This is a genomic window from Sphingosinicella soli (genome assembly GCF_014199685.1).
Classification (GTDB): Bacteria; Pseudomonadota; Alphaproteobacteria; order Sphingomonadales; family Sphingomonadaceae; genus Sphingosinicella; species Sphingosinicella soli.
Genome location: NZ_JACHNZ010000044.1, coordinates 1 through 22,371, shown reverse-complemented (window position 1 = coordinate 22,371; position 22,371 = coordinate 1). Strand labels below are relative to the sequence as shown.

The window sequence follows — 22,371 nt, the reverse complement described above, 5'->3', positions numbered from 1 at the left end:
AAGCTGCGATCGGAGGCGCGGCCATAGTTTCTGTTTCCCGCCCCATGAACAGCGGGAATAGCCTCGAATAGTGCGCTATTTGTTGCGGTGCACGCCGCTTCCCGATAAGTCCCCGCGGTTATGCGGTACATCAGCACGCGCGGGGCAGCACCCGCACTCGATTTTCGCGGCGTCACGCTCGCCGGTCTCGCGTCGGATGGCGGTCTTTACGTGCCGGAGGCATGGCCGGTTCTGTCGAAAGACGAGATCGCGGCGCTTTCGGGGCTCAGCTACGCCGACACCGCCTTCGCGATCTGCCGCCGCTTTACCGGCGATTCGATTGTCGATGCCGATCTGAAAAGCCTGATCGATGAAGCCTACGGGAGTTTCGATCACGCGGCCGTTACGCCGCTCGTGCAGCTCGATGCGCGGCATTTCCTGCTCGAATTGTTCCACGGCCCGACGCTGGCCTTCAAGGACGTCGCGCTGCAGTTCCTCGGCCTGCTGTTCGAACATTTCCTGAAAGACGCCGGGCGCCACCTCACCATCGTCGGCGCCACGTCGGGCGACACCGGCTCGGCCGCGATCCAGGCGCTTGCGGGGCGCGAGCATGTCGATGTGTTCATGCTGCACCCCGAAGGCCGCGTCAGCGACGTGCAGCGCCGCCAGATGACCACGGTGATGGCGCCCAACATCCATAACATCTCGATTTCCGGCACGTTCGACGATGCGCAGGCGATGGTGAAGCGGATGTTCGGCGACACGGACGTGACGAGCCGTTTCGAACTGAGCGCGGTCAATTCGATCAACTGGGCGCGCCTGATGGCGCAGGTCGTTTATTATTTCTACGCCGCCGTCCGCCTCGGCGCGCCGCACCGCGCGGTCGCCTTCTCGGTACCGACGGGCAATTTCGGCGACGTGTTCGCGGGCTATGTCGCGGCGCGCATGGGCCTTCCGGTCGCGCGGCTGATCGTGGCAACGAACATCAACGATATCCTGCACCGCGCGCTTTCGGCGGGCGATTATTCGGCCGGAACCGTCACGCCCACCGCAGCGCCTTCGATGGATATCCAGGTGTCGAGCAATTTCGAGCGTCTGCTCTTCGATCTCGCCGACCGCGACGGCGCGACGCTTACCGCGATGATGCACGCGTTCGACGTCGCGAAGGTGCTGGAGATTCCCGCCGCCATGCGCGCGCGCGCGGCCGAGCGCTTCACCAGCTGCCGGGTGGACGAGGACGAGATGGCGCTCACGCTGCGCTGGGCGTCTGAAATGGCGGGCAACGTCATCGATCCGCACACCGCGATAGGCCTTGCCGCCGCGCGTGCGGCCGATCTTGATCCCGCCATCCCAGTCGTCACGCTGGCGACGGCACACCCGGCGAAGTTCCGCGACGCCGTGGAGCGCGCCACGGGCGTGCGCCCGGCGCTTCCCGTGCGCCTCTCCGGCCTGTTCGATCGCGAGGAAAGCTGCACCGCGCTGCCCGGCGACTACGCCGCCGTACGGGACTTCGTCACCGCCCGGGCAACGCCGAAATGATGCGCCTCTCGACGCTCGCAAACGGCCTTCGCGTGGCGACGCGCGAGATGCCGAGCGTCGAAACCGTATCGGTGGGCCTGTTCGCGGATATCGGCTCGCGCCATGAAAGCGCGCGGGAAAACGGTCTCGCGCACTTTTTCGAACACATGGTGTTCAAGGGTGCCGGCGGCCGCTCCGCGCGCGCCATCGCCGAGGCGATCGAGGACGTCGGCGGCGAGCTGAATGCTGCGACGAGCCGCGAAACCACGGTGTTCTCCGCCCGCCTGCTGGCCGATGACCTTGCGCTCGGCACCGGCATCATCGCCGATCTCGTGCGTCTGCCGCATTTCGACGAGGAGGAGCTGGAGCGTGAAAAGCGCGTCGTGCTTCAGGAACTTGGCGAGGCGCGCGATACGCCCGGCGATATTATTTTCGATAATCTCCAGTCCGTCGCGTTTCAGGGGCAGGCACTGGGGCGTTCCATTCTTGGTGACGAGGCGAGCGTCGGCGGCCTCACCCGCGCCGATCTCGCGGCGTGGCAGCGCCGCTACCGCCCCGGCGGGATGATGCTGGTGGCCGCCGGAAAGGTCGATCACGACACGCTCGTGGATCTCGCGCAGGTCCGCTTCGGCGATCTTCCGCATACCGAGGCCATCGTCCCCGAACCCGCGCTGTTCGTGGGCGGGATTTCGGCGGATTCGCGCCGGTTCGAGCAGGCGCACCTCGCGCTCGGCTTCGCCGCTCCGCGCGCGCTCGCGCCCGATTATTTCGCCGCGCGTCTGTTCGCGGAGGCGGTCGGCGGCGGCATGTCCTCGCGCCTATTTCAGTCGGTGCGCGAAGAGCGCGGCCTCGCCTACAGCATCTATGCGGCGCTCCAGGCGTTCGACGACGCGGGGCTGTTTTTCATCTATCTCGCCACGGAGCGGCGCGAAGCGGCGGCGGCGATGGCGCTTGTTCGCCGCGAACTGGCAAGCGCGGTGGAAGATCTCCAGTCCGCCGAGCTGGAACGCGCGCGCGCGCTGGTGAAGGCGGGGCTGCTGATGAACCTTGAAAGCACCGAGGGGCAGGCGAGCTATGTCGCGCGCCAGCTTTCGCTCTGCGGCCGTCTTGTCGAACCGGCGGAGGTCGTGGCGGAAATCGATGCGGTAACGCTGGACGCCGCGCGTGCTGCGGGTGCGCGCATGCTTGCCGGTCCGTCGGCGCGCGCTTCGGTGGGCGCAGCCGAAAAGGCGCTTGCCGCCTGATGGCGCTCGCCACGCTCGTCACCGAACCGTGGGCCGATTTCGGCCTTGTCGACAGTGGGCATGGCCGAAAGCTCGAACGCTACGGCCCGTGGCGCTTCATCCGTCCGGAACCGCAGGCGATGTGGGTACCCGCGGCGCCTGATTGGCACGCCGACGGCGAATTCATCGGCGGCTCCGATGCCGAGGGCGGCGGCCGGTGGACTCTTTCGCCGAAAATACCTGGCGCCTGGCCGCTTGCACGCGGCCCGGTGAAATTCTGGGCCTCGAACACGCCGTTCCGCCACCTCGCCTTCTTTCCGGACATGGCGCCGCAGTGGGATTGGATCGCCGATCGTGTGGCGCCCGGCGACGAGGTGCTCAACCTCTTCGGCTACACCGGCGTCGCCAGCCTTGTGATGGCGGCGAAAGGCGCGCGCGTCACGCATGTCGACGCCTCGAAGAAGGCGATTGGCGCGGCGACGGAGAATCAGAAACTGTCCGGCCTCGGCGCCGCGCCCATCCGCTGGCTCGTCGATGATGCGCTGAAGTTCGTGGAGCGGGAGGTTCGGCGCGGTCGCCGCTATGCGGGCATCATTCTCGATCCGCCCAAATACGGGCGCGGTCCGAAGGGCGAGGTGTGGGAGCTGGATGAAAAGCTCGCCGCGCTGATGGCGGCGTGCGCGGCGCTGCTTGATGATCGCTCGAAGTTCCTTGTGCTGACGGCCTACGCAGTGCGCATGTCCGCCATCGCCATCGCCAATCTCACCGAAGAGGTCACGCGCCCGCTCGGCGGCAGCGTCGAAGCCGGTGAGATGACGATCCGCGAGGAAGCGCGCGGGCTCCTCCTGCCGACAGCGATCTTCGCGCGCTGGTCGCGGTGATAATACTCAAATCGTCACCCCGGCCTGCGCCGGGGGGCCATGCGTCGGTGAAGTGACGCGGCTGGGTGTATATCATGGCGAGCGGCAAGGGCGGCCCGCTCTACATGGGCGTTACGAACGATCTCGCGCGGCGGGCGCATGAACACCGCGAAGGCCTCGTCCCCGGCTTCACGAAGCAATACGGTGTGAAGACGTTCTGGTACGAAGAGCACGACGATTTCCGCGAGGGCATAGCCCGCGAAAAAGCGCTCAAGGAATGGAACTGCGCATGGAAACTGCAGCTCATCAACGAAGCGAACCCGGAATGGTGCGATCTCTATCCGGTAGGTCGCATGGGCCCCGGCCTGTGCCGGGGTGACGATTTTATGAAACGGCGGCGCTTATCCCGTCATCCCGGCGCAGGCCGGGATCCATAACCGTGTTTCCGTTCTGTGCCCTTAAGCGTCGTGGCTCACCGCGACCGGCTTCATCTGCCGCATGCGTTGCAATTCCGCCTTGAAGCGGGCGAGTTCCTGGCCTTCCAGCTGCTCCTGAATGGGCAGTTTCGCCGAGCGCGGGTTCACCGGGCGGCCCCCGATATGCACCTCGTAGTGGAGGTGGGGGCCGGTCGAAAGACCTGTGGAGCCGACATTGCCGATCACGTCGCCCGCGCCCACGCGCTGGCCGCTGCGCGATGCGATGCGCGAAAGGTGGCTGTAGGTGGTGACGATGCCGTTCGCGTGGCGCACCCGCACCTGGTTGCCATAGCCGCCGTTGCGGCCCGCGAAAATCACGGTGCCCGGCGCTGTCGACATCACCGGCGTGCCGGTGCGCGCCGCAAAGTCGACGCCCGAATGCATGCGCTGGCGCTTCAGGATCGGGTGGAAACGCGCACCGAATCCGGAGCTGAAACGGGCACCGGCGACGGGTGAACGGATCATGCCTTCCACGGCGGAAGAGCCGTCGGCAAGGAAGAACTTGGTCCGACCGTTGTGGACCCAGCGCAGCAATTCGATGTCGCGCTTGCCGCCGAGCTTGGCGTAAATCAGATTGCCCGTTTCGGTCTCGCCGGTTTCGGCGCGGCGGTGCTCGACGACCATCTGGAAGTTGTCGCGCGAACCGACATCGCGCTGGAAGTTCACCTTCGGGCTCAGCGCCTTGATGTAGCTCGCGACGACGCGGCTCGGCAGGCCGAAGGCGCGTGCGGACTGGTAGAGGCTGCCGCCGACGTCGCCCGCGACGACGAGCGGGCTGTCGTCCACTGCGATTTCGTCACGCGTCACGATGAGATCGCCGGCCGCGCTGCGGTTCACTTCCAGGCGAAGGTCGAACGCGGCGCGGAACGCCAGCGATTCGAGTGGGCGCGGCTGCGATTTGTCGGTGCGGCGGCCAAGCACCAGGTCGATCGTGGCGCCGGGCTTCATCGATTTGACATCGGTGTGGCCTGCCGCGAGCAGTGCCACGTTGGCGACGTCCGCTGCTGAAACGCCGGCGCGGCGCAGCGCGCCGTTGAAGCTGTCGACTTCGCGCAGGCGCGCGGCCACCTCGATGCGCGGGCGTTCCGGCGGTTCCGCGAGCGCGGTCACGCGGGCGCTGGGCTGATGGAAGCCGAGGCCCTGCGGCCTCTGCGCCAGCGGCGCGACCGAGACGCTGTCAAGTGCGGCGAACTGCGTCGGCGCGAGTTCCGGCTGGGCGGGCGTTTCAAACGGTGCCGGGTTCAACGCGACGGTGACGGCGAGCCCGAGCACAGCGCCGAGCGTGGCCATGCCGCGCCACCACCGCTTCGAGCCGATGTCGGCTCCGAGATCAACGACGATACTGGCTGGGCGCGCGCCTGCCTTCGCTGAGGCGACGTTCGCAGACGCAAAAGGAACCCGCGCGGCGGGCGCGGGAATTGAGAATGTTGCGCCCTCGAAGGCGCGCGTGGTGGGTTGAAACACGAAGCCCCCGCCCCAAAATTATCAAGCACAAATCCGGCGTCCGAAACGGAAGCTGTCTCTGCGTGCGACCCATCGTTTTAGAAATGGCCGAAATCGACCGTTCCCCGCGATCCTCAAAGTGTCGGCCAGAGTGCTTAATGTCAATTTAACACGGGGGGTTATGTGTCGTCGCTGCGATGAAGCGACAGGATTTAAGCGGCGAACCGTTCGGCGCATCCGAAACGATTCGAATCGTCGTTTCGCCGCTTGCGTGCCGAAGGGAACGGTGACACCATATGTTGTGTTTTGAGGAGACGTGCTGTTTCGTGTGTGCACTGAGCCGAAACTCTTTCCCTGAACGTCGGGTCAGGAAACGCGCCGATGAGCGGCACTGACGGCTCCGTCACCGCTGTTCTCGGGCCCACCAATACGGGCAAGACCCATCTCGCCGTTACACGCATGTGTGCCCACTCCAGCGGCATGATCGGCTTCCCGCTGCGGCTTCTGGCGCGCGAGGTTTACGACCGTGTGGTGCAGATCAAGGGCGCGTCGCAGGTCGCGCTCGTCACCGGCGAGGAAAAGATCGTGCCCGAAGGTGCGCGCTATTTCCTCTGTACCGCGGAATCGATGCCGATGGACCGGGACGTCGCCTTCGTCGCGCTGGATGAGGCACAACTCGGCGCCGATGCGGAACGCGGACACGTGTTCACCGATCGGCTGCTCCATGTGCGCGGCCGCGACGAAACGATGATCCTGGGTGCCGATACGATCCGGCCGGTCGTGCGTGCGCTGCTCCCCGACGCCGAAATCGTCGGCCGCCCGCGCTTCTCCACGCTCAGCCACGTCGGGCCGAAAAAACTGTCGCGCCTGCCCAAGCGCAGCGCGGTCGTCGCGTTCAGCGCCGAGGATGTTTACGGCCTGGCAGAAATGATCCGCCGCCAGAAAGGCGGCGCTGCGGTGGTGATGGGCGGCCTGTCGCCGCGCACGCGCAATGCCCAGGTCGAACTCTACCAGTCCGGAGAGGTGGATTATCTGGTGGCCACCGACGCCATCGGCATGGGCCTCAACATGGATATCGCGCATGTCGCGTTCGCAGCGCTCTCGAAGTTCGACGGCAAGCGCGTGCGGCGGCTGCGGCCCGCGGAGATGGCGCAGATCGCGGGCCGCGCCGGCCGCTATCAGACCGACGGCAGCTTCGGGCCTCTCGCGGTCGCCGAAGACGACGGGCCGGCGTTTGAAGCCGCCGAAGTCGAAGCGATCGAGGCGCATACGTTCCCGGCGCTGGACCGGCTGGTGTGGCGCAATGCGCGGCTCGATTTCGGTTCGCTCGGGCGGCTCATCGCCTCGCTCGGCGTGCGGCCCGAACATGCGCGGCTCACCCGCTCCGACGACGAGGTTGATTTCCAGGTTCTGAAACGCCTCGCGCGCGAAGACTGGATCGTGGAGCGCGCGAATACGCCAGGGCGGCTGCAGCGGCTCTGGGCCGTGTGCGGGCTTCCCGATTACCGCAAAACGGGCCCGGATATGCACGCGCGCTTCATCGCGCGCATCTACGGCCATCTGACCGAAGGCAGCGGGCGGATCCCGACCGACTGGGTGGCGGGCGAGGTGGCGCGGCTCGATGATGTGCAGGGCGATATCGAAGTGCTTGCGAACCGGATCGCGGCGGCGCGCACGTGGACGTTCGCGGCACATCGTCCCGACTGGCTCGTTGATCCGCAGCACTGGGCGCAGCGCTCGCGCGAGATCGAGGACCGGCTTTCCGATGCGCTTCATCAGAAGCTGACGCAGCGGTTCGTCGATCGCCGGACCTCAGTGCTGATGCGCGAGCTTTCCGCGCGCGGGCATCTGCTGCCCACCGAGATCGATGAAGACGGCGCGGTCGTCGTCGGCGGGGAGCCGATCGGGCGGCTCACCGGTTTTCGCTTCGAGACCGATCCGGCTGCGCGGGCGGGGGAGAAGCGCCGCCTGCTCGCCGCCGCCGAGCGCCGCCTTGCCGGGGAAATGATACGCCGCGCCCGGCAGCTCGCCGACTGCGACGACGGTGCGCTTGCGCTGGATTTCAACGGATCGCTGCCGCCGCGTATCCTCTGGAACGACGCGCGCGTCGGGTATCTCGCGCGCGGCGCCGATCCGCTCAGCCCGCGCGTGCGGCTCGATCGCAGCCTCGCCGATCTCGACGCTGCCTCGCGCAGCGGTGTCAGTGCCCGGCTCGAACAGTGGTTCGCCAAGCGCGTCGAGCGCTATCTCGGCCCGCTTCTCCGCCTCCGGGCGCGCGTCGACCGAGATGCCTCTCCGGCGCTCAGGGGCCTTGTCGTGCAGCTCACGCAGGGTCTCGGTTGTCTCGCTCGCGCCCCCACGCTCCCGCTCCTCTCCGACCTCGGCGAAGCCGACAACGCGCTCCTCTACCGCAGCGGCGTCCGCATCGGCGCCACCCATGTTTACATTCCCGATCTTCTGCGCCCCGAGCCGACGCGCTGGCGCCTCGCGCTCTGGGCGGTCAGCAGCGGCCTCGAAACGGCGCCTCCGCCGCCTCCGCCCGGACGCGTCTCCGTTCCCATCGACGAAAATACCCCGCGCGCCTTCTACGAGGTTGCGGGCTTCTGGCCGATCGTCACCGACGCTGTCCGCGTCGATATGGTCGAGCGGCTGGTGAAGGCGATGCACAGGCAGCGGCGCGGCGCGGCGCCGTTCGTCCCCGATGCGATGTGGATGCAGAGCCTGGGCATTTCCGAAAAGAGTTTCAGCCAGCTGATGCGCGCGCTCGGTTATCGCAGCGTGCAGCAGGATGGAGGCGCCACGTTCGCATGGCGGGGCATGCCGGCCCGCCGCGCGGTGCGGCGCATACCCGCACAGAGTCATTCGCCCTTCGCTGTTCTTGCCACCATGAAGAAAGGATGATGCCCTTGGTATTCGGCCCCGCGCTGCGTCTTGATAAATGGCTATGGTATGCGCGCTGCACCAAGTCCCGCAGCGAAGCGCAGGATCTTTGCGAAAGCCGCCGTCTTCGCATGGACGGCCGCGTGATTGACCGTGCATCGGCGCGTGTGCGCCCGGGCGCCGTGCTCAGTTACACGCGCGCCGGGGAGATACATATCGTTCGGGTCGAGGCCCTCGCCGAGCATCGGGCACCCCATTCGGAGGCACATTTGCTCTATACAAATCTCGCGCCGGGCTCAGGTGGATTGACGTCGGCTACCGTCGCTGTGTAGCAGACGCAGGAAATACGCCGTCCGTTTTTAAGGTGATACGCGATGACCTATGTGGTGACCGAAGCCTGCATCAAGTGCAAGTATATGGACTGCGTCGAGGTCTGCCCGGTCGATTGTTTCTACGAGGGCGAGAATATGCTCGTCATCAACCCTAACGAGTGCATCGATTGCGGTGTGTGCGAGCCCGAGTGCCCCGCAGAAGCAATCCTGCCCGATACGGAAGACGGGCTCGACCAGTGGCTGGAGCTCAACACCACCTATTCGTCGCAGTGGCCGAACATCACGGCAAAGAAGGATGCGCCGGATGATGCCGATGCCCACAAGGGCGAAACCGGCAAGTTCGAGAAGTATTTTTCCGCCAATCCGGGCTGAATTTATCCGCACTGCGCCTGATTGACGCAGATTCGGCGTAGCGCCGACGTCATTTTTCTGTTATAAAGGCGTCAATGAGCGCAGTTTTGCGGGCTTTTTTGGCTCCCTGAACGGCGCTCTTGCTTTGTATAACAACCGCGCTCGGCCGCCCTTGCCGGTCGTCCGCCCGAACGCAGGGTCAAGGCAGGGCAATCGGAATTTTCGGCGCCCGACCCATTTGGGGCGGCACGCTGCGCTCTTTGAACATCTGACAAAGGAACCAAATCTATGGCAGCAAAGGCACCTGGCTTCAGTGTTGGCGACCATGTCGTTTATCCGAAGCATGGCGTCGGCCGGATTGTCGAACTTCAGGCAACCGAAATCGCCGGCGCGAAGCTGGAACTTTACGTGCTGCGCTTTGAAAAGGAGCGCATGACGCTTCGCGTGCCCATGAACAAGGCCGAGGCCGTGGGCATGCGCAAGCTTTCCAGCCAGGCGACTCTCGCCGATGCGATGACCACGCTCAAGGGCAAGCCCAAGGTGAAGCGCACGATGTGGTCGCGTCGCGCGCAGGAATATGAAGCGAAGATCAACTCGGGCGATCTTGTGTCGATTGCCGAGGTGGTTCGCGACTTGCACCGTGCGGAGGATCAGCCCGAGCAGAGCTATTCCGAGCGCCAGATCTACGAGGCCGCGATCGGCCGCCTCGCGCGTGAACTCGCCGCGATGGAAGGCGTCGATGAGGCTTCGGCGCAGACGAAGATCGAAGAAGTGCTTATGAAGAAGCTGGCGGTCAAAGCGCAGGCTGAGGCCGCAGCGGCCTGACCACACACACAGCGTCTTAAAAGCCGACAAAAAGGGCGACCCTGAGGGGTCGCCCTTTTTCGTTGCCGACTTTACGCTTCCTCTGTTGCGGGCGCCGATTTTCCCTGCTAGAGCCCCCGCCTTGCCAGTCGGCAGAGCGCTTCCGCGCCTTGCTTTTCACGTGCGGTCGTGGCGGAACTGGTAGACGCGCAGCGTTGAGGTCGCTGTGGCCGAAAGGCCGTGGAAGTTCGAGTCTTCTCGACCGCACCATATATTTTTCAAAACTTTGGATTTCGCATTCTCGCGGCCGGCGGCCCGAGAGGGCCGCAGTTCTGCGGCGTTCGCGGGTGCAGGCATTGCGGCCCACCTGCGGAGACGTGTCTCTACACTTTCGAACGGTCTGCCGTATTTCCAGCCCGGAAAGTCGGAGTCGGCCTTATTTACGCCTGCGGAGGCGCTTAGCTGACCTGTATGTTCGTTGGGGGTCGCTATGGGTCCGGAAGAATTCGCCAGCCAAATCAATGCAATGGTGCAGGCAGGTACGCTCCTCACCAGACGCGCGGACGTGATTCTGCAAGCGATCGACGTGACGCAGGTCACGGATGCCGAAGCTTTCAATGCCATCGCGAAAGCGGTTTCCGATGGTCAGGTGGCTGAAGATCATCTGCGTGTCCTCGCCGAGCGGGCGCCGGGGTTTGTTGAAATGCTGCGCGCGGGTCTGCGGCCGCTGCTCGGGCCGGCCAATGAAGCACGGCTCGCCAGCCTGGCGCGACATGGGCACATCACCACGTCGGTTCTCGACCGGGCGCTGAGCAACGTGCTGCGGGCGAAGGCGGCCTGAAGGCTTTCTTCGTGACCGGTTTTCCGTGCTGACAGCGGGCGGCGGCATCGGTATCAATCGGCTGCATGCCATCTGCGGCCCTCTTGACGATTGCGCTGATGCTCGCGCCGACCATGTCGACGGGGGAGTCTCCTGTTGTTCCCGAAGCTGTGCTTGACGGTGATCCGCAGACGCTGGAGCCGGCGCAGCCTGCTGCGCCGCCCATGGAAACCGCGCCGGACGCCAGCCTTCTTGCGCTTCAGCCTGCCACGACGCGGCTTTTCCACGCGCTGAAAGGCGGCGCGAATGACGAAGAGCTCGAAAAGCTCGTGTCTTCGACGGTCGTCGAGCTTGACGTGAATTGTCCCCGCGTTCGCGAGTATCAGGTGTTCCGCTCGTCGACGCGCGCCCGGACGCTCAAGGTGAAATGCACGGAGCGGCCGCTTTATGCCATCACTGTAGGTGCGTCTGGTGAAGGCTTTGTCTCGGGTGGGGACGGCACCATCGATCAGATGCGCCTGCAGGACGGCCCTATCAAGCCGGTGATGGGACTTCGTGTCGAGGAATATCTGGCGAACGAAAACCAGGCCCGCGGCGCCGAGATCGTCCCGGAGGATGAGACAATGCCCTCTGATGCCGTCGGGACGCCGCGCGCGGTCGAAACGCACGAGGCGCGCCAGTGGCTCGCAGGTCTCGCGATGGGTGTCGGCCTTGCGGCCGGCGGCGCGCTGCTCTGGCTTGTGGTCCGGGAACGGCGGCGGCAACGCCGCACCTATTCGCGCTGGCGGGGCCTTGATACCGCTGCCAAGGATCAGCTCGTGGAGGAGTCCGAGGAGGTTTATCCCAACCTTTACCGGCATCCCGAGGGCGTGTTCATCGCGCGCGGGCGGCGGGGCAAGCGCCGCCTGTTTTCCTCGCTCGTGCTCGCCTATCTCTACGCGAGCCGGAGCATCAAGCTGTTCGAGATCCGCTGAGCGTGATGGTGCGGGTGGATGCGCGCGGAATGCGTTGCCCGCTCCCCGTGCTCAGACTCGCGCGCGCGCTCCGCGAGTATCCCGAAGCGGCCGAGTTCGAGCTTGTCGCAGATGATCTCGCCGCAGCGCGCGACGTGCCCGCGTTCGCGGGTGAGCAGGGCGTCTTGGCCGAGGAGACGGGGCCGCTCAGGTGGCGCATCAGGCGGGCGCTACCCTAAACACTGTCACCTTCGCCATTTGCGCCTCTTCCTGATTTGTGCAGCATTACGCAAAACGGGGAGGAACGGATGATGCGCCTTTGGATTCTGGCGGCGCTCGCGGCAGCGCACCCTGCGGCGGCGGAAGTGCCGAGCGCGGCGACGAAGGCCGCGAACAGCGCAGCTGCGGCAGCTTTGCCGTTTGGCGATACCGAGGATTTCGATTTCGCGCGGCGCGGCCTGCTGGCGCGGCCGGATTCTGATGTTCTGGGGGCGGACGGCCGCGTGATCCGGTCGTTCGCCGATGACGCGAAGGTTGCCGGTCCGGCGCCCGATACGGTGAACCCGAGCCTGTGGCGGAATGCGCAGCTGGTGAGCGGGGCGGGCCTGTTCGAGGTGGTGCCCGGCCTCTGGCAGGTGCGCGGCTATGATCTTGCGAACATGACGCTGATCCGGGGCAGGACCGGCTTGATCGTGGTCGATCCGCTGACGACGGTGGAAACCGCGCGCGCCGCGATGGCGCTCGCGCGCAGGCACATCGGCGACCTGCCGGTGACGGCGGTGATCTACACGCACAGCCACATCGACCACTTCGGCGGGGTACGGGGCGTTGTCGACGAGGCGGACGTGAAGGCAGGGAAGGTGCGGATCTACGCGCCTGAGGGGTTCATGGACCATGCCATATCGGAGAACGTGATCGCGGGGGCGGCGATGAGTCGGCGGGCGGCGTTCATGTTCGGGACCGCGTTGGAGCATGGACCCGAAGGGATCGTTTCGGCGGGGATCGGCCCGGTGGTGGCGGGGGGAACGTACAGCCTGATCGAACCGACCGATACGGTGCGTGCCGGGGCGGAGACGACGCAGGTGGATGGGATGACGTTCGAATTCCAGCTGACGCCGGGAACCGAGGCGCCTGCGGAGATGAACGTCTATCTGCCGCATCTGCGCGCGCTCTGCCTTGCCGAGAACGCGAACGGCGCGATGCACAACGTGCTGACCCCGCGCGGTGCGCTGGTGCGCGATGCGAAGGTGTGGGCCGATTACCTGACGGAAGCGCTCACGCGGTTCGGCGGGAAAAGCGACGTTGTGTTCACCTCGCACTTCTGGCCGCGCTGGGGCGGCGAGACGCTGCGGCGCTTCATGGCGCTGCACCGCGACGCCTACAAATACCTGCACGACCAGAGCGTGCGCATGATGAACGCGGGGCTGAACGGCAACGAAATCGCGGAGGCGATCCAGCTGCCGCCGGAACTCGCGCAGGCCTGGTTCAATCGCCCCAACTACGGCTCGCTGAAGTTCAATGCGCGCGCCGTCTACCAGCGCTACATGGGCCACTACGACGGCAACCCCGCGCACCTCGACCCGCTGCCCGACGTGGAGCGCGGCAAACACATCGTGGCGGCGATCGGCGGCGCGCAAAAGGTGCTCGCAGAGGCCGCGAAAGCACGGAAAAGCGGCGACGAACGCTGGGCGGCGGAGCTGCTTTCGCATCTCGTGATGGCGGAGCCCGACAATGCGCGCGCGAAGGAAATGCTTGCTGCCGGCTTCGAGCAGATGGCGTGGGCGACGGAAACCGCGCCGTGGCGCAACATCTATTTGTCGGGCGCGCGCGAGCTGCGCGGGCTCCCCGCAGGCGGCGGCGCCGCGAACACATCGGAAATCGCGATGTCGACGCCGCTTGCCGACCTCCTCGATCTGATGGCGGTGCGCCTGTCGCCCGAAAAGGCGGCGGGCGCCGACCTTTCCATCGGCATCACGCTCCCCGACAGCGGGGAGCGCCGCCTCGTGAGCGTGCGCAACCGCGTGCTCGTGCATCAGGCGTGGCGCGAAGGCGCGGCCCCGGCGGTGACGCTCACCAGCCCGCGCCGCGTGTTCCTGGGCCTTGTCGGGGGGCAGGTGAAGGCGGCGGAGGCGGTGCAGAAAGGCATCCTGCGTATCGACGGCGATGCGGCACAATTGCAGCGCTTTACGGGCCTTTTCGAAACGCCGCCTGCCACCTTCGGGCTCGCGCTTCCCTAAGCGTCGTAACGCTTCGGCAAGCATCCGCGGAAACCAAAATTTTACCCGCACGGCCGAAAATACGCGCACAGAATAAGGTAAGGATCGCGCGCGTGGAAAATCCTGACATCACCGACCCCGGCCTGCCGGTGGTCGACATCGAGATTTTCGAGAAGACGCGCGCCACGATGGGTGCGGGTTTCATCAAGATCATCACCTATTTCGGCGAGGACGGCGGCAAGGCGGTCGCCGAGATCGAGGCGGCGCAGCGCGAGGGCAATGCCGCGCGCATGGTGATGCCCGCGCACACGATGAAATCCGAAGCCCGCCAGTTCGGCGCGATGACGCTGGGCGACCTGACCGAGCGGATCGAGACGGGCGCGCGCCGCTGCGTGGAGCATCAGGAGGCGCCCGACGAACTGCTGGTGCTCGTTGCCGCGCTGAAGCCGCTGTTCCGCCGCACGATGGAGGTGCTGGAGCGCGAGACGAACCCGCTCGTGCGTCGCCGCGGCGAAATTCGCAGCGCAGCGGGTAACCAGAGCTTCGGGCGCATCTGATCGCGCGACGCACCAACCCGTGCGTGTTAATCTCCAAGCGATGGGGACGCAGAACATGATCCGGTCGTTGCTGCTCTTCGCGGCGCTTTCGTTCGTTCCCGCGCCTGCGATGGCGGAGGGGCCGGCGTGCGACACGGGCGTCCGCGTGCGCGGCTGCCGCGCCGATCTGGTGACGGAGGGGCGCACGCTGACCATCCGCACCGCGACCGACCAGTGCGCGGTGGTGGATTGGACGCTGGACGGGGCCGCGCGCTCCACGGTGGTGACGGACGGCGAGGCGAAAATCGATCTCGGCGCCCCGGCGGGCGCAGCCGCGCTGAAACAGTGCAGCATCGTGAAGGATCTGCGCGGTACGGCGGCGCGCGAATTCGGCACCAGCGACGCGAGCCTGATCGGCAAACCCGCCGAAAGCGGCGGCGAGACGGTGGCGTGCAAGGGCCTGCGCGAGGCGGCGGTGGCGGCGCAGCAGCGCACGGCGGCGGCGTCCGGTTTCGATACGCGCCGGGCGTATGCCGACAGGGAAACCGCTTGCAGGGACATCCTCGGCAATTTCGAAACGCTGAACGCCGTGCTGCCCGCATTCATGGATGCCGCGATCAACTATGCCCGCCAGTGCCAGCCCCCCGGCCGCGCCGACGCGCTGCGCACGGAGCTTTCCCGCCGCCAGAACGCCGCCCGCGCCCAGCACGAGAAGGTGCGGCGGGCCTGTGTGAACGGCAGCTAGCCGCCACTCCCTCCAGGGCTAAGGTTTTCTTCCGCGATCAAGGCGTTATGCTCCCCCTTCGTTTCTGGACGACAGGGGGGTGGCATGCGCTATCGGCGATTGGCGGGTTTGATTGCAGCGGGGATGATGATGGCGGGTGCAGCAAGTGCGGATACGGTGCGGGCACGCGATCTGGGCGTACCGTTCGCCGGAACGCCGGGCGCGTACAATGCGATCACCGATGTCGCGGGGGTGGAGGTCGGCTATGTCAGCCTGATCTCGGGCGAGGGCAAGCTGGAACGCGGCAAGGGGCCGGTGCGCACGGGCGTGACCGCCGTGCTGCCGCGCGGCAAGGAGTCGCGCACGCCGGTGTACGCGGGTTGGGACACGAGCAACGCGGCCGGAGAAATGACCGGCACGGTGTGGCTTGAAGAGCGCGGCCTTTTCGACGGGCCGGTGATGATCACCAACACGCACAGCGTCGGCGTGGTGCGCGATGCAGTGGTGAAGTGGCTGGCCGACGTGAACTGGCCGGGCGCATGGTTCGCGCCGATCGTCGCGGAAACCTATGATGGCCGCCTGAACGACATCAACGGTTTCCACGTGAAGACGGAGCATGCGATCCGCGCGATCGAAACCGCAGCGAGCGGCCCGGTGGCCGAGGGCAATGTCGGCGGCGGCGTCGGCATGCAGTGCTTCGGTTTCAAGGGCGGCACGGGCACGGCATCGCGCGTCGTGGAGGTGGACGGCAAGGCCTATACCGTCGGCGTTCTGGTGCAGTGCAATTTCGGCATGCGCGAATGGCTGCGCGTTGCCGGTGCGCCGGTGGGCGAAGACCTTGCGAAAAAATACCTGGCGGAAAAGCCCGCGGTGGAAACGGCGGCGCACACCATGATGGGCCCGGCGGACGGATCGATCATCGTGGTGATGGCAACGGATGTGCCGATGCTGCCGCACCAGCTGAAACGCCTCGCCAAGCGCGCCGCTGCGGGCATGGGCCGCATGGGCGACGCCGGGTCCGATGGATCGGGCGACATCTTCGTCGCCTTTTCAACCGCGAACGGAAACCTCGCCAGCGTCGGCGGCGGCGTTATTTCTGTCGAAACGCTGTCCAACGAAAAGCTGACCCCGATCTTCGAAGCCGCGACACAGGCGACCGAAGAGGCGATCACCAACGTGCTGGTGGCCGCCGAAACGATGACCGGCGCAAACGGCTACAAAGTCCACCGCCTGCCGCACGCGGAACTGCGCGCGATTTTAAAGAAGTATGGGCGGTTGGCTGCGGAGTGAGAGGGCGTGATGAGGGGCGCTAGTCGGCCGGTCTGTGGCTATCAAGCTGGGGATTGGTGAAGCGAGCGACTGTCCCCAGCAGGCGCGGATATCCATAAATCGTCCAGAAGGGTTGCTCCTCGGTTTGGTGAACGCGGCTTTGGTAGACGAGCCTAGCCACATAATCCGACCGCAACTGCGCCCTATCCGTTTGTTGGCGATCGTCCGGCAGCGAAGCGGCTTTTTGAATAGCCGCAGCGATGTCCGCAAAACTGATCTCAGTTGCATCGTTGGCGTAAGACCAGTTGGGCACGTAGACCCAACTGGTCTCATTTTGGGGTTCGGGGAGTTTGCCAGCCGGCAGGCCTTTCAAGAGGCCTATCGCCAAAGGCAGAAAGTATTCCGCGTGGAGTGTATGCTGCCTTTCTAAAATCGCGATTGATGTCGGAATGATATCAATCAACTCGAACGCATCGCGTGTACTCAACCCATAAACCCTCATGTATTCTGCCAATAGTTCAGGAAGCGGGGGGGTCAGGTCGCGAGCCTGCGAAATCGCCATCTGCGGCCTGCTAAGGGCCATATCTGAAATAGCGGAGTTCGCGCAAAGCCGTTTCAGTAGCGGGGTGAGGTTCGGTTGTGCGAGCCGATATTCCCGGTCGATGAACCTCCGGAGGTAGGCCCGTCCATCGAAGCCCGCGCCATATGCTCCCGAGACGGAGTGTCCGAGCTGTTCACCATGAAGCGCTAGGATAAACACGATGCCCGAGACATCGAAAAGATGCTTGATCTCTTCGAGAAGCTTAACGGCATACGTGGGCCGACATCGATCCAGTTCATCTATCACATCACAATGGGCGGGTGATGATTGGCACCATCGAGAGAATCGACAATTGCTGCTAAGCTGTTCTTCATTTTCTGGACGGCGGCCTTACCCTCTTCAAAGGCCGTCACCCGTTTTTCCATCAGATTCTGCGGCTTTTTGGCGGCTTTCGTGACGTCATCAACAGCCCCTTGACCGACGTCCTTGAGGCCATCGTCCACAACGTCCTTCACATCCTCCGAAACGCTGGAAAGCACTTCCTCGGCAGCGTCTACAGCCGTCCCAGTGATGATCAGCCCGGCTCCTCTTCGAGCGAGCCCCTTCGCAACGATCTTCGCCACTTGTCCAGTTTTGGTCATAAAATCGGAGAGGCGATCTCTAACCTCCGGCTTATTCACGAACGGATCGAGAGCGGTTTTCAGTGTCGCGGCAAGAGCCGTCAGGGGATCATCGGCCAGATCGTCCGCCCAAGCGTCTACGAAGGCCACCGGGTGGTTGATGCTCAAGTGTTCGGCGAGCCGACGAAGGAAGAAGCTCTTTCCCTCGCCATAGCGGGCGTCAACGGCGATGGTATATGCTCGCTTGTCCTCACGGATCGAAGCGCGACCTATGACGCTCTCGATATAGGCGATTAACTGCTCTGCCTCTTGGCGCCGGTCAAACAAATCTGCCTGACGGCCGTTTTCACGATTTTCTCCCCAAATCTGATCTGGCGTCATCGTTGTATGCATCACGTTCCCCCCCCCCCCCCCCGCAGCTTGGTCAGAATGGGGTCCGTGAAGGCGCGAGGTCAAGGCGGGTTTGCGTTGTGTTCGCTCGCAAGCAGATGACGAAAGTCAGCCCAATGCCTTGCCAACTCTTTGAAACGCCTAAGCCTCGCGCCCCATCAGCACCGGAAAGAAACCCTCAAAAGCCGCGCGCAGGCTCTCAAGGCTCGCCGAGGTCGTTCCCAAGGAAACCACGTCCCCGCCCGTCGTGCCGATGCGTTTCACCGGCACCGCCGCGCCGTCCAGCGCGCCTTCGGGGGCGGTGACGACGTAGAGGCCCTGGTCCTCGCCGAAGGCTTCCGCCGTGGTGAGCGCGTCCAGCGTCGCGCCGGTGCTGCCCGCGAGCGCCATTTCCGTCACGGTGACGAGGAGGCCGCCGTCGGAGATGTCGTGGACGGCGGTTGCCTTGCCCTCTGCGATCAGCGCGCGGACGTATTCGCCGGCCTTGCGCTCTGCGTCGAGATCGACGGGCGGGGGCGGGCCGTCTTCGCGGCCGTGGATTTCGCGCAGCCAGATCGACTGGCCGAGGTGGCCTTCCGCGCGCGAGCCGATCAGCCAGATCGGCTCGCCCGCGCCTTTGAAGGCGATCGTCGCGCTCGTTTCGTAATCCTGCAGCAGGCCGACGCCGCCGATCGCGGGGGTGGGGAGGATGCCGACGCCGTTCGTTTCGTTGTAGAGGCTGACGTTGCCCGAGACGACGGGGAAGTCGAGCGCCTTGCTCGCCGCGCCCATGCCCGAAACGCAGCCGACGAACTGCCCCATGATTTCGGGGCGCTGCGGGTTGCCGAAGTTGAGGCAATTGGTGATCGCGAGCGGCGTCGCGCCGACCGCCGAAAGGTTGCGGTAGGCTTCGGCGACCGCCTGCTTGCCGCCCTCGAACGGGTCCGCGAAACAGTAGCGCGGCGTGCAGTCCGTCGTGATGGCGAGGGCTTTTTTGGTGCCGTGGACGCGCACGACAGCGGCGTCGCCGCCGGGGCGCTGCACGGTGTCGGCGCCGACCATGTGGTCGTACTGTTCCCAAACCCAGCGGCGGCTGGCGATGTCGGGCGAGCCGATCAGCGTCACGAGATCGGCCGCGAGGTCGGCGCTTTCGGGCACGCCGGTCAGCGGCGCGCGCTTCGGCGTTGCCACGTGCGGGCGGTCGTAGAGCGGGGCGTTGTCCGCAAGCGGCGCGAGCGGGATGTCGGCGGCGGTTTCGCCCTTGAATTTCAGCACGAGGCGGCCGGTTTCCGTCACCGTGCCGATCACGGCGAAATCGAGCTCCCACTTGCGGAAGATCGCCTCGGCTTCGCCCTCGCGGCCGGGTTTCAGGATCATCAGCATGCGCTCCTGGCTTTCGGAGAGCATCATTTCATAGGGGATCATGCCGGTTTCGCGGCAGGGCACGGCGTCGAGATTGAGCTCCAGGCCGACACCGCCCTTCGACGCCATCTCCACCGACGAGGAGGTGAGGCCCGCCGCGCCCATGTCCTGAATCGCGACGATCGCGTCGGACGCCATCAGCTCGAGGCAGGCTTCGATGAGCAGCTTTTCGGTGAACGGGTCGCCGACCTGAACGGTGGGGCGCTTCTCTTCCGAATCGTCGGTGAACTCGGCGCTCGCCATGGTGGCGCCGTGGATGCCGTCGCGGCCGGTCTTGGAGCCGACGTAGACCACCGGATTGCCGATGCCCGCGGCGGCCGAATAGAAGATCTTGTCGGTCTTCGCGACGCCCACCGTCATGGCGTTCACGAGGATGTTGCCGTTGTAGGCCGGGTGGAAGTTCACCTCGCCGCCCACCGTGGGCACGCCCACGCAGTTGCCGTAGCCGCCGATGCCATGGACGACGCCCGCGACGAGGTGGCGGGTCTTCGCGTGGTCGGGCGCGCCGAAGCGCAGCGCGTTCAGGTTCGCGACCGGGCGGGCGCCCATGGTGAAGACGTCGCGCAGGATGCCGCCCACGCCCGTCGCCGCGCCCTGGTAGGGCTCGATGAACGAAGGGTGGTTGTGGCTTTCCATCTTGAAGATTGCCGCGTCGCCGTCGCCGATGTCGATGATGCCCGCGTTCTCGCCGGGGCCGCAGATCACCCACGGCGCTTCGGTGGGCAGCGTCTTCAGGTGGATGCGGCTGGATTTGTAGGAGCAGTGCTCCGACCACATCACCGAGAAGATGCCGAGCTCGGTGCGGTTGGGCGCGCGGCCCATCGCGGCGAGGATGGTTTCGTACTCGTCTGGCGTCAGGCCGTGCTCGGCGACGATCTCGGGCGTGATGATATCGGTCATGGCCGCGCTCATAGCGAGGCGGCGCGCCCGGTTCCAGCGCCTATTCGTGGAACTCGGCCATGTCGGGGATGCGGTGGAAGGCGATCTTGGCGCCGACCTGATCGATGCGGCCGCCGATCAGCGGCCCGAGCGTGACGGCATTGCGGCCGAACTTCGCGTTTGCCTTGTCCATCGCCTCGCTAAGGCGGAGCCCGCGCGCCTCGCGGGCGAGGGCGTGATCGATGTCGTCGCGGTCGAAGAGCGCGCCCTGTTCATGGCCCGCCGGGGCGATCTCGGCGAGCGTGACGCCGACCATGCGGATGCGCGTATTCTGCGCGGCGAGGCGGGACCAGAGGGCGTTCAGTTCGCGCAGGAAGCTGAAACTGTCCTGCGTCATCGGCAGGCGCTGGTGCGCGGCGAACTTGCCGCCGTCCTCCAGCCGGGCGTGGAGCAGCAGGCTGCGCGCGGCGTAGCCTTCGCGGCGCAGGCGGCTCGCGGCCTTCAGGCACAGGCGGCGGGCGGTGGCGAACGCGGCGGCAAGGTCGCGCTTCGCGGGCGAAAGCACCTGGCTGTGGCCGATCGAGCGGTGCTGCGTTTCCACGTCCGGCACCTCGTGGCCGGTGAGGGTCCACCAGAGCCGGTCGCCGTTCACTGCGCCCCACGCCTCGCCCGCGCGTTTGGGGCCGCGCGCGATGAGGTCGGGGATGTCGATGAGCTTCAGCACGTAAAGCCGCTCGGGCAGTTCGTGCGCCTCGATGACGGTGAGGCCGTCGGGCTTCTGCATGTCGCACGCGATCTTGGCGACGAGGCGCGTCGGCGCGACGCCGATCGAGCATTTGAGATATTCGCCGACCCGCGCGGCGATGCCCGCCTTGATGCGCCGCGCCAGATCGCGGACGAACGCCGGGTCGTTCTCGTTGTCCATCAGGCGGCAGGCGACCTCGTCGATCGAGCAGACCTTGGTGACGGGGATGTGCCGCTCCACCTCCGCGACGATGCGGTTGTGATACTCGACATAGGCACCGTGGCGCGCGGGCGTGACGATCAGGTCGCGGCACAGCCGCTTCGCCTCCCAGATGGGCGTACCGGTGCGGATGCCGAAGGCCTTCGCCTCATAGCTCGCCGCGATGGCGCTCGTCGTGTCGGTATCCACCGGCGCGACGACGACGGGCTTGCCGCGCAGGGCCGGCTGCAACTGCTGCTCGACACTGGCGAAATAGCTGTTCAGATCGAGAAACAGCCAGCGGAGCGGCGAATCGGAGCGCATGGGGGCCTGTAGCACATGAGGAACAAACTGTGAACGATGTTCATGCACCTCAGGCCGTGGAGGCGCAGGCGCTGCACGGGCGCCCGCTGGGCTACTTCGACTACATGATGGCGGCGTTCGTTACGATCCTGCTGCTTTCGAACGTGCTCGGCGCCGGGAAAGTGGCCGTGATCGACCTTCCGGGCATCGGCGACTGGCCGTTCGGCGCGGGCATATTGTTCTTCCCCGTCGGCTATGTGATCGGCGACGTACTGACGGAAGTCTACGGCTACGCGCGGGCGCGGCGCTGCATCTGGGCGGGGTTCGCCGCGATGATCTTCATGGCGTTCATGGCGTGGGTGGTGGTGGCGCTTCCGCCCGCCGCCGACTGGACGGGGCAGGCGAGCTACGAGGCGGTGTTCGGGCAGGTGCCGCGCATCGTCTTCGCCAGCATCGTCGCCTTCTGGGCGGGCGAATTCACCAACTCCTACGTGATGGCGAAGATGAAGGTGTGGACCAAGGGCAAGCATCTTTGGATGCGCACCATCGGCAGCACCATGGCGGGGCAGGGCGTCGACAGCCTGATCTTCTACCCGCTGGCGTTCCTCGGCGCGGCGGGGTGGACGAACGACCTCGTCATCAAGGTGCTCATCACGCAGTGGGTGCTGAAGGTGAGCTGGGAGGCGATCCTGACACCTGTGACCTACGCTGTGGTCGGCTTTCTGAAGCGCCGCGAAGGCCTCGACGTCTACGACCGCGAGACCGACTTCACGCCGTTCAAGACGAGCGTTTAGGCCTGCACACCCTAGGCCCCGCACACCCTAGGTGTTTGATCCCAGGCTTTGATGGTGCATTATTCAGCCAGCAATGGAAGGATGCGCTATGGGACAGATACTCCATGGGAGCGCCA

21 protein-coding genes and 1 tRNA gene are annotated in these 22,371 nt (G+C 65.6%); 17 read left to right on the top strand and 5 right to left on the bottom strand.

The features are described 5' to 3' along the window. Window positions 1-120 precede the first annotated feature (120 nt). The 4 genes from thrC (at window position 121) to GGQ98_RS15365 (ending at window position 4,017) form a co-directional block, all read left to right on the top strand. On the top strand, window positions 121-1,518 hold the full coding sequence (thrC, locus tag GGQ98_RS15380) for a threonine synthase (RefSeq protein WP_184071080.1): 1,398 nt from the start codon (window positions 121-123) through the stop codon (window positions 1,516-1,518). Further along, window positions 1,515-2,741 carry a M16 family metallopeptidase gene (locus tag GGQ98_RS15375; protein ID WP_184071078.1) on the top strand — a complete coding sequence of 409 codons (1,227 nt, stop codon included), beginning with the start codon at window positions 1,515-1,517 and terminating at the stop codon, window positions 2,739-2,741. The genes thrC and GGQ98_RS15375 overlap by 4 nt, the downstream gene beginning before the upstream one ends. After that, entirely contained in the window at window positions 2,741-3,601 is an 861-nt protein-coding gene (locus GGQ98_RS15370) for a class I SAM-dependent methyltransferase (protein WP_184071076.1), read from the top strand. The genes GGQ98_RS15375 and GGQ98_RS15370 overlap by 1 nt, the downstream gene beginning before the upstream one ends. A 65-nt stretch (window positions 3,602-3,666) precedes the next feature. Beyond that, the gene (locus tag GGQ98_RS15365; RefSeq protein ID WP_341534237.1) at window positions 3,667-4,017 is read left to right on the top strand and encodes a GIY-YIG nuclease family protein; all 351 of its coding nucleotides are present in this window, start codon (window positions 3,667-3,669) and stop codon (window positions 4,015-4,017) included. Between the two features lie 21 nt (window positions 4,018-4,038). On the opposite strand, the gene GGQ98_RS15360 is transcribed toward GGQ98_RS15365, so the two are convergent. Then, window positions 4,039-5,520 (bottom strand): peptidoglycan DD-metalloendopeptidase family protein, encoded by a 1,482-nt coding sequence (locus tag GGQ98_RS15360; RefSeq protein WP_184071072.1) that lies wholly within the window; start codon window positions 5,518-5,520, stop codon window positions 4,039-4,041. Between the two features lie 360 nt (window positions 5,521-5,880). Here GGQ98_RS15360 and GGQ98_RS15355 point away from each other — a divergent pair, with 360 nt between their 5' ends. From GGQ98_RS15355 to GGQ98_RS15300, 12 genes are all read left to right on the top strand, one after another. After that, window positions 5,881-8,400 carry a helicase-related protein gene (locus GGQ98_RS15355; RefSeq protein ID WP_184071070.1) on the top strand — a complete coding sequence of 840 codons (2,520 nt, stop codon included), beginning with the start codon at window positions 5,881-5,883 and terminating at the stop codon, window positions 8,398-8,400. Further along, window positions 8,307-8,711 carry an RNA-binding S4 domain-containing protein gene (locus GGQ98_RS18975; protein ID WP_424141367.1) on the top strand — a complete coding sequence of 135 codons (405 nt, stop codon included), beginning with the start codon at window positions 8,307-8,309 and terminating at the stop codon, window positions 8,709-8,711. Before GGQ98_RS15355 ends, GGQ98_RS18975 begins: the two co-directional genes overlap by 94 nt. A gap of 42 nt (window positions 8,712-8,753) precedes the next feature. Beyond that, entirely contained in the window at window positions 8,754-9,083 is a 330-nt protein-coding gene (gene fdxA, locus GGQ98_RS15345) for a ferredoxin FdxA (protein WP_184071066.1), read from the top strand. Between the two features lie 267 nt (window positions 9,084-9,350). Beyond that, window positions 9,351-9,887 carry a CarD family transcriptional regulator gene (locus tag GGQ98_RS15340; protein WP_184071064.1) on the top strand — a complete coding sequence of 179 codons (537 nt, stop codon included), beginning with the start codon at window positions 9,351-9,353 and terminating at the stop codon, window positions 9,885-9,887. Window positions 9,888-10,049: 162 nt separating this feature from the next. Next, window positions 10,050-10,136 (top strand) — tRNA-Leu (locus tag GGQ98_RS15335). A gap of 220 nt (window positions 10,137-10,356) precedes the next feature. Further along, the gene (locus GGQ98_RS15330) at window positions 10,357-10,707 is read left to right on the top strand and encodes a hypothetical protein (RefSeq protein ID WP_184071062.1); all 351 of its coding nucleotides are present in this window, start codon (window positions 10,357-10,359) and stop codon (window positions 10,705-10,707) included. A gap of 83 nt (window positions 10,708-10,790) precedes the next feature. Further along, window positions 10,791-11,660: a hypothetical protein gene (locus tag GGQ98_RS15325; protein WP_184071060.1), complete on the top strand. Its 870-nt coding sequence runs from the start codon at window positions 10,791-10,793 to the stop codon at window positions 11,658-11,660. A gap of 5 nt (window positions 11,661-11,665) precedes the next feature. Further along, entirely contained in the window at window positions 11,666-11,878 is a 213-nt protein-coding gene (locus GGQ98_RS15320; RefSeq protein WP_184071115.1) for a sulfurtransferase TusA family protein, read from the top strand. Between the two features lie 69 nt (window positions 11,879-11,947). Further along, complete coding sequence (locus GGQ98_RS15315; RefSeq protein WP_243451935.1) at window positions 11,948-13,876, top strand: alkyl/aryl-sulfatase; 1,929 nt, start codon at window positions 11,948-11,950, stop codon at window positions 13,874-13,876. A 92-nt stretch (window positions 13,877-13,968) separates the two neighbouring features. Beyond that, window positions 13,969-14,412 carry an Hpt domain-containing protein gene (locus GGQ98_RS15310; RefSeq protein WP_341534236.1) on the top strand — a complete coding sequence of 148 codons (444 nt, stop codon included), beginning with the start codon at window positions 13,969-13,971 and terminating at the stop codon, window positions 14,410-14,412. 55 nt (window positions 14,413-14,467) lie between these two features. Further along, window positions 14,468-15,136 carry a hypothetical protein gene (locus GGQ98_RS15305; protein ID WP_184071058.1) on the top strand — a complete coding sequence of 223 codons (669 nt, stop codon included), beginning with the start codon at window positions 14,468-14,470 and terminating at the stop codon, window positions 15,134-15,136. 84 nt (window positions 15,137-15,220) lie between these two features. Next, window positions 15,221-16,405, top strand: a complete 1,185-nt coding sequence (locus GGQ98_RS15300) for a DmpA family aminopeptidase (protein WP_184071056.1) — start codon at window positions 15,221-15,223, stop codon at window positions 16,403-16,405. Between the two features lie 19 nt (window positions 16,406-16,424). Here the strand turns inward: GGQ98_RS15300 and GGQ98_RS18705 are convergent, their stop codons facing one another. The 4 genes from GGQ98_RS18705 to GGQ98_RS15280 form a co-directional block, all read right to left on the bottom strand. Next, window positions 16,425-17,231, bottom strand: coding sequence for a P-loop NTPase fold protein (locus GGQ98_RS18705; protein WP_184071054.1), 807 nt, complete (start codon window positions 17,229-17,231; stop codon window positions 16,425-16,427). Further along, the gene (locus GGQ98_RS18700) at window positions 17,228-17,938 is read right to left on the bottom strand and encodes a P-loop NTPase fold protein (RefSeq protein WP_184071052.1); all 711 of its coding nucleotides are present in this window, start codon (window positions 17,936-17,938) and stop codon (window positions 17,228-17,230) included. Before GGQ98_RS18700 ends, GGQ98_RS18705 begins: the two co-directional genes overlap by 4 nt. A 138-nt stretch (window positions 17,939-18,076) precedes the next feature. After that, a complete protein-coding gene (gene purL, locus GGQ98_RS15285) occupies window positions 18,077-20,236 on the bottom strand; it encodes a phosphoribosylformylglycinamidine synthase subunit PurL (RefSeq protein ID WP_424141366.1) in 2,160 nt (719 codons plus the stop codon). A 40-nt stretch (window positions 20,237-20,276) separates the two neighbouring features. Next, entirely contained in the window at window positions 20,277-21,482 is a 1,206-nt protein-coding gene (locus tag GGQ98_RS15280; RefSeq protein ID WP_184071048.1) for a DNA polymerase Y family protein, read from the bottom strand. Between the two features lie 29 nt (window positions 21,483-21,511). Between GGQ98_RS15280 and GGQ98_RS15275 the strand changes: the two genes are divergently transcribed. After that, entirely contained in the window at window positions 21,512-22,255 is a 744-nt protein-coding gene (locus GGQ98_RS15275; protein ID WP_341534235.1) for a queuosine precursor transporter, read from the top strand. The last annotated feature ends 116 nt before the right edge of the window (window positions 22,256-22,371 follow it).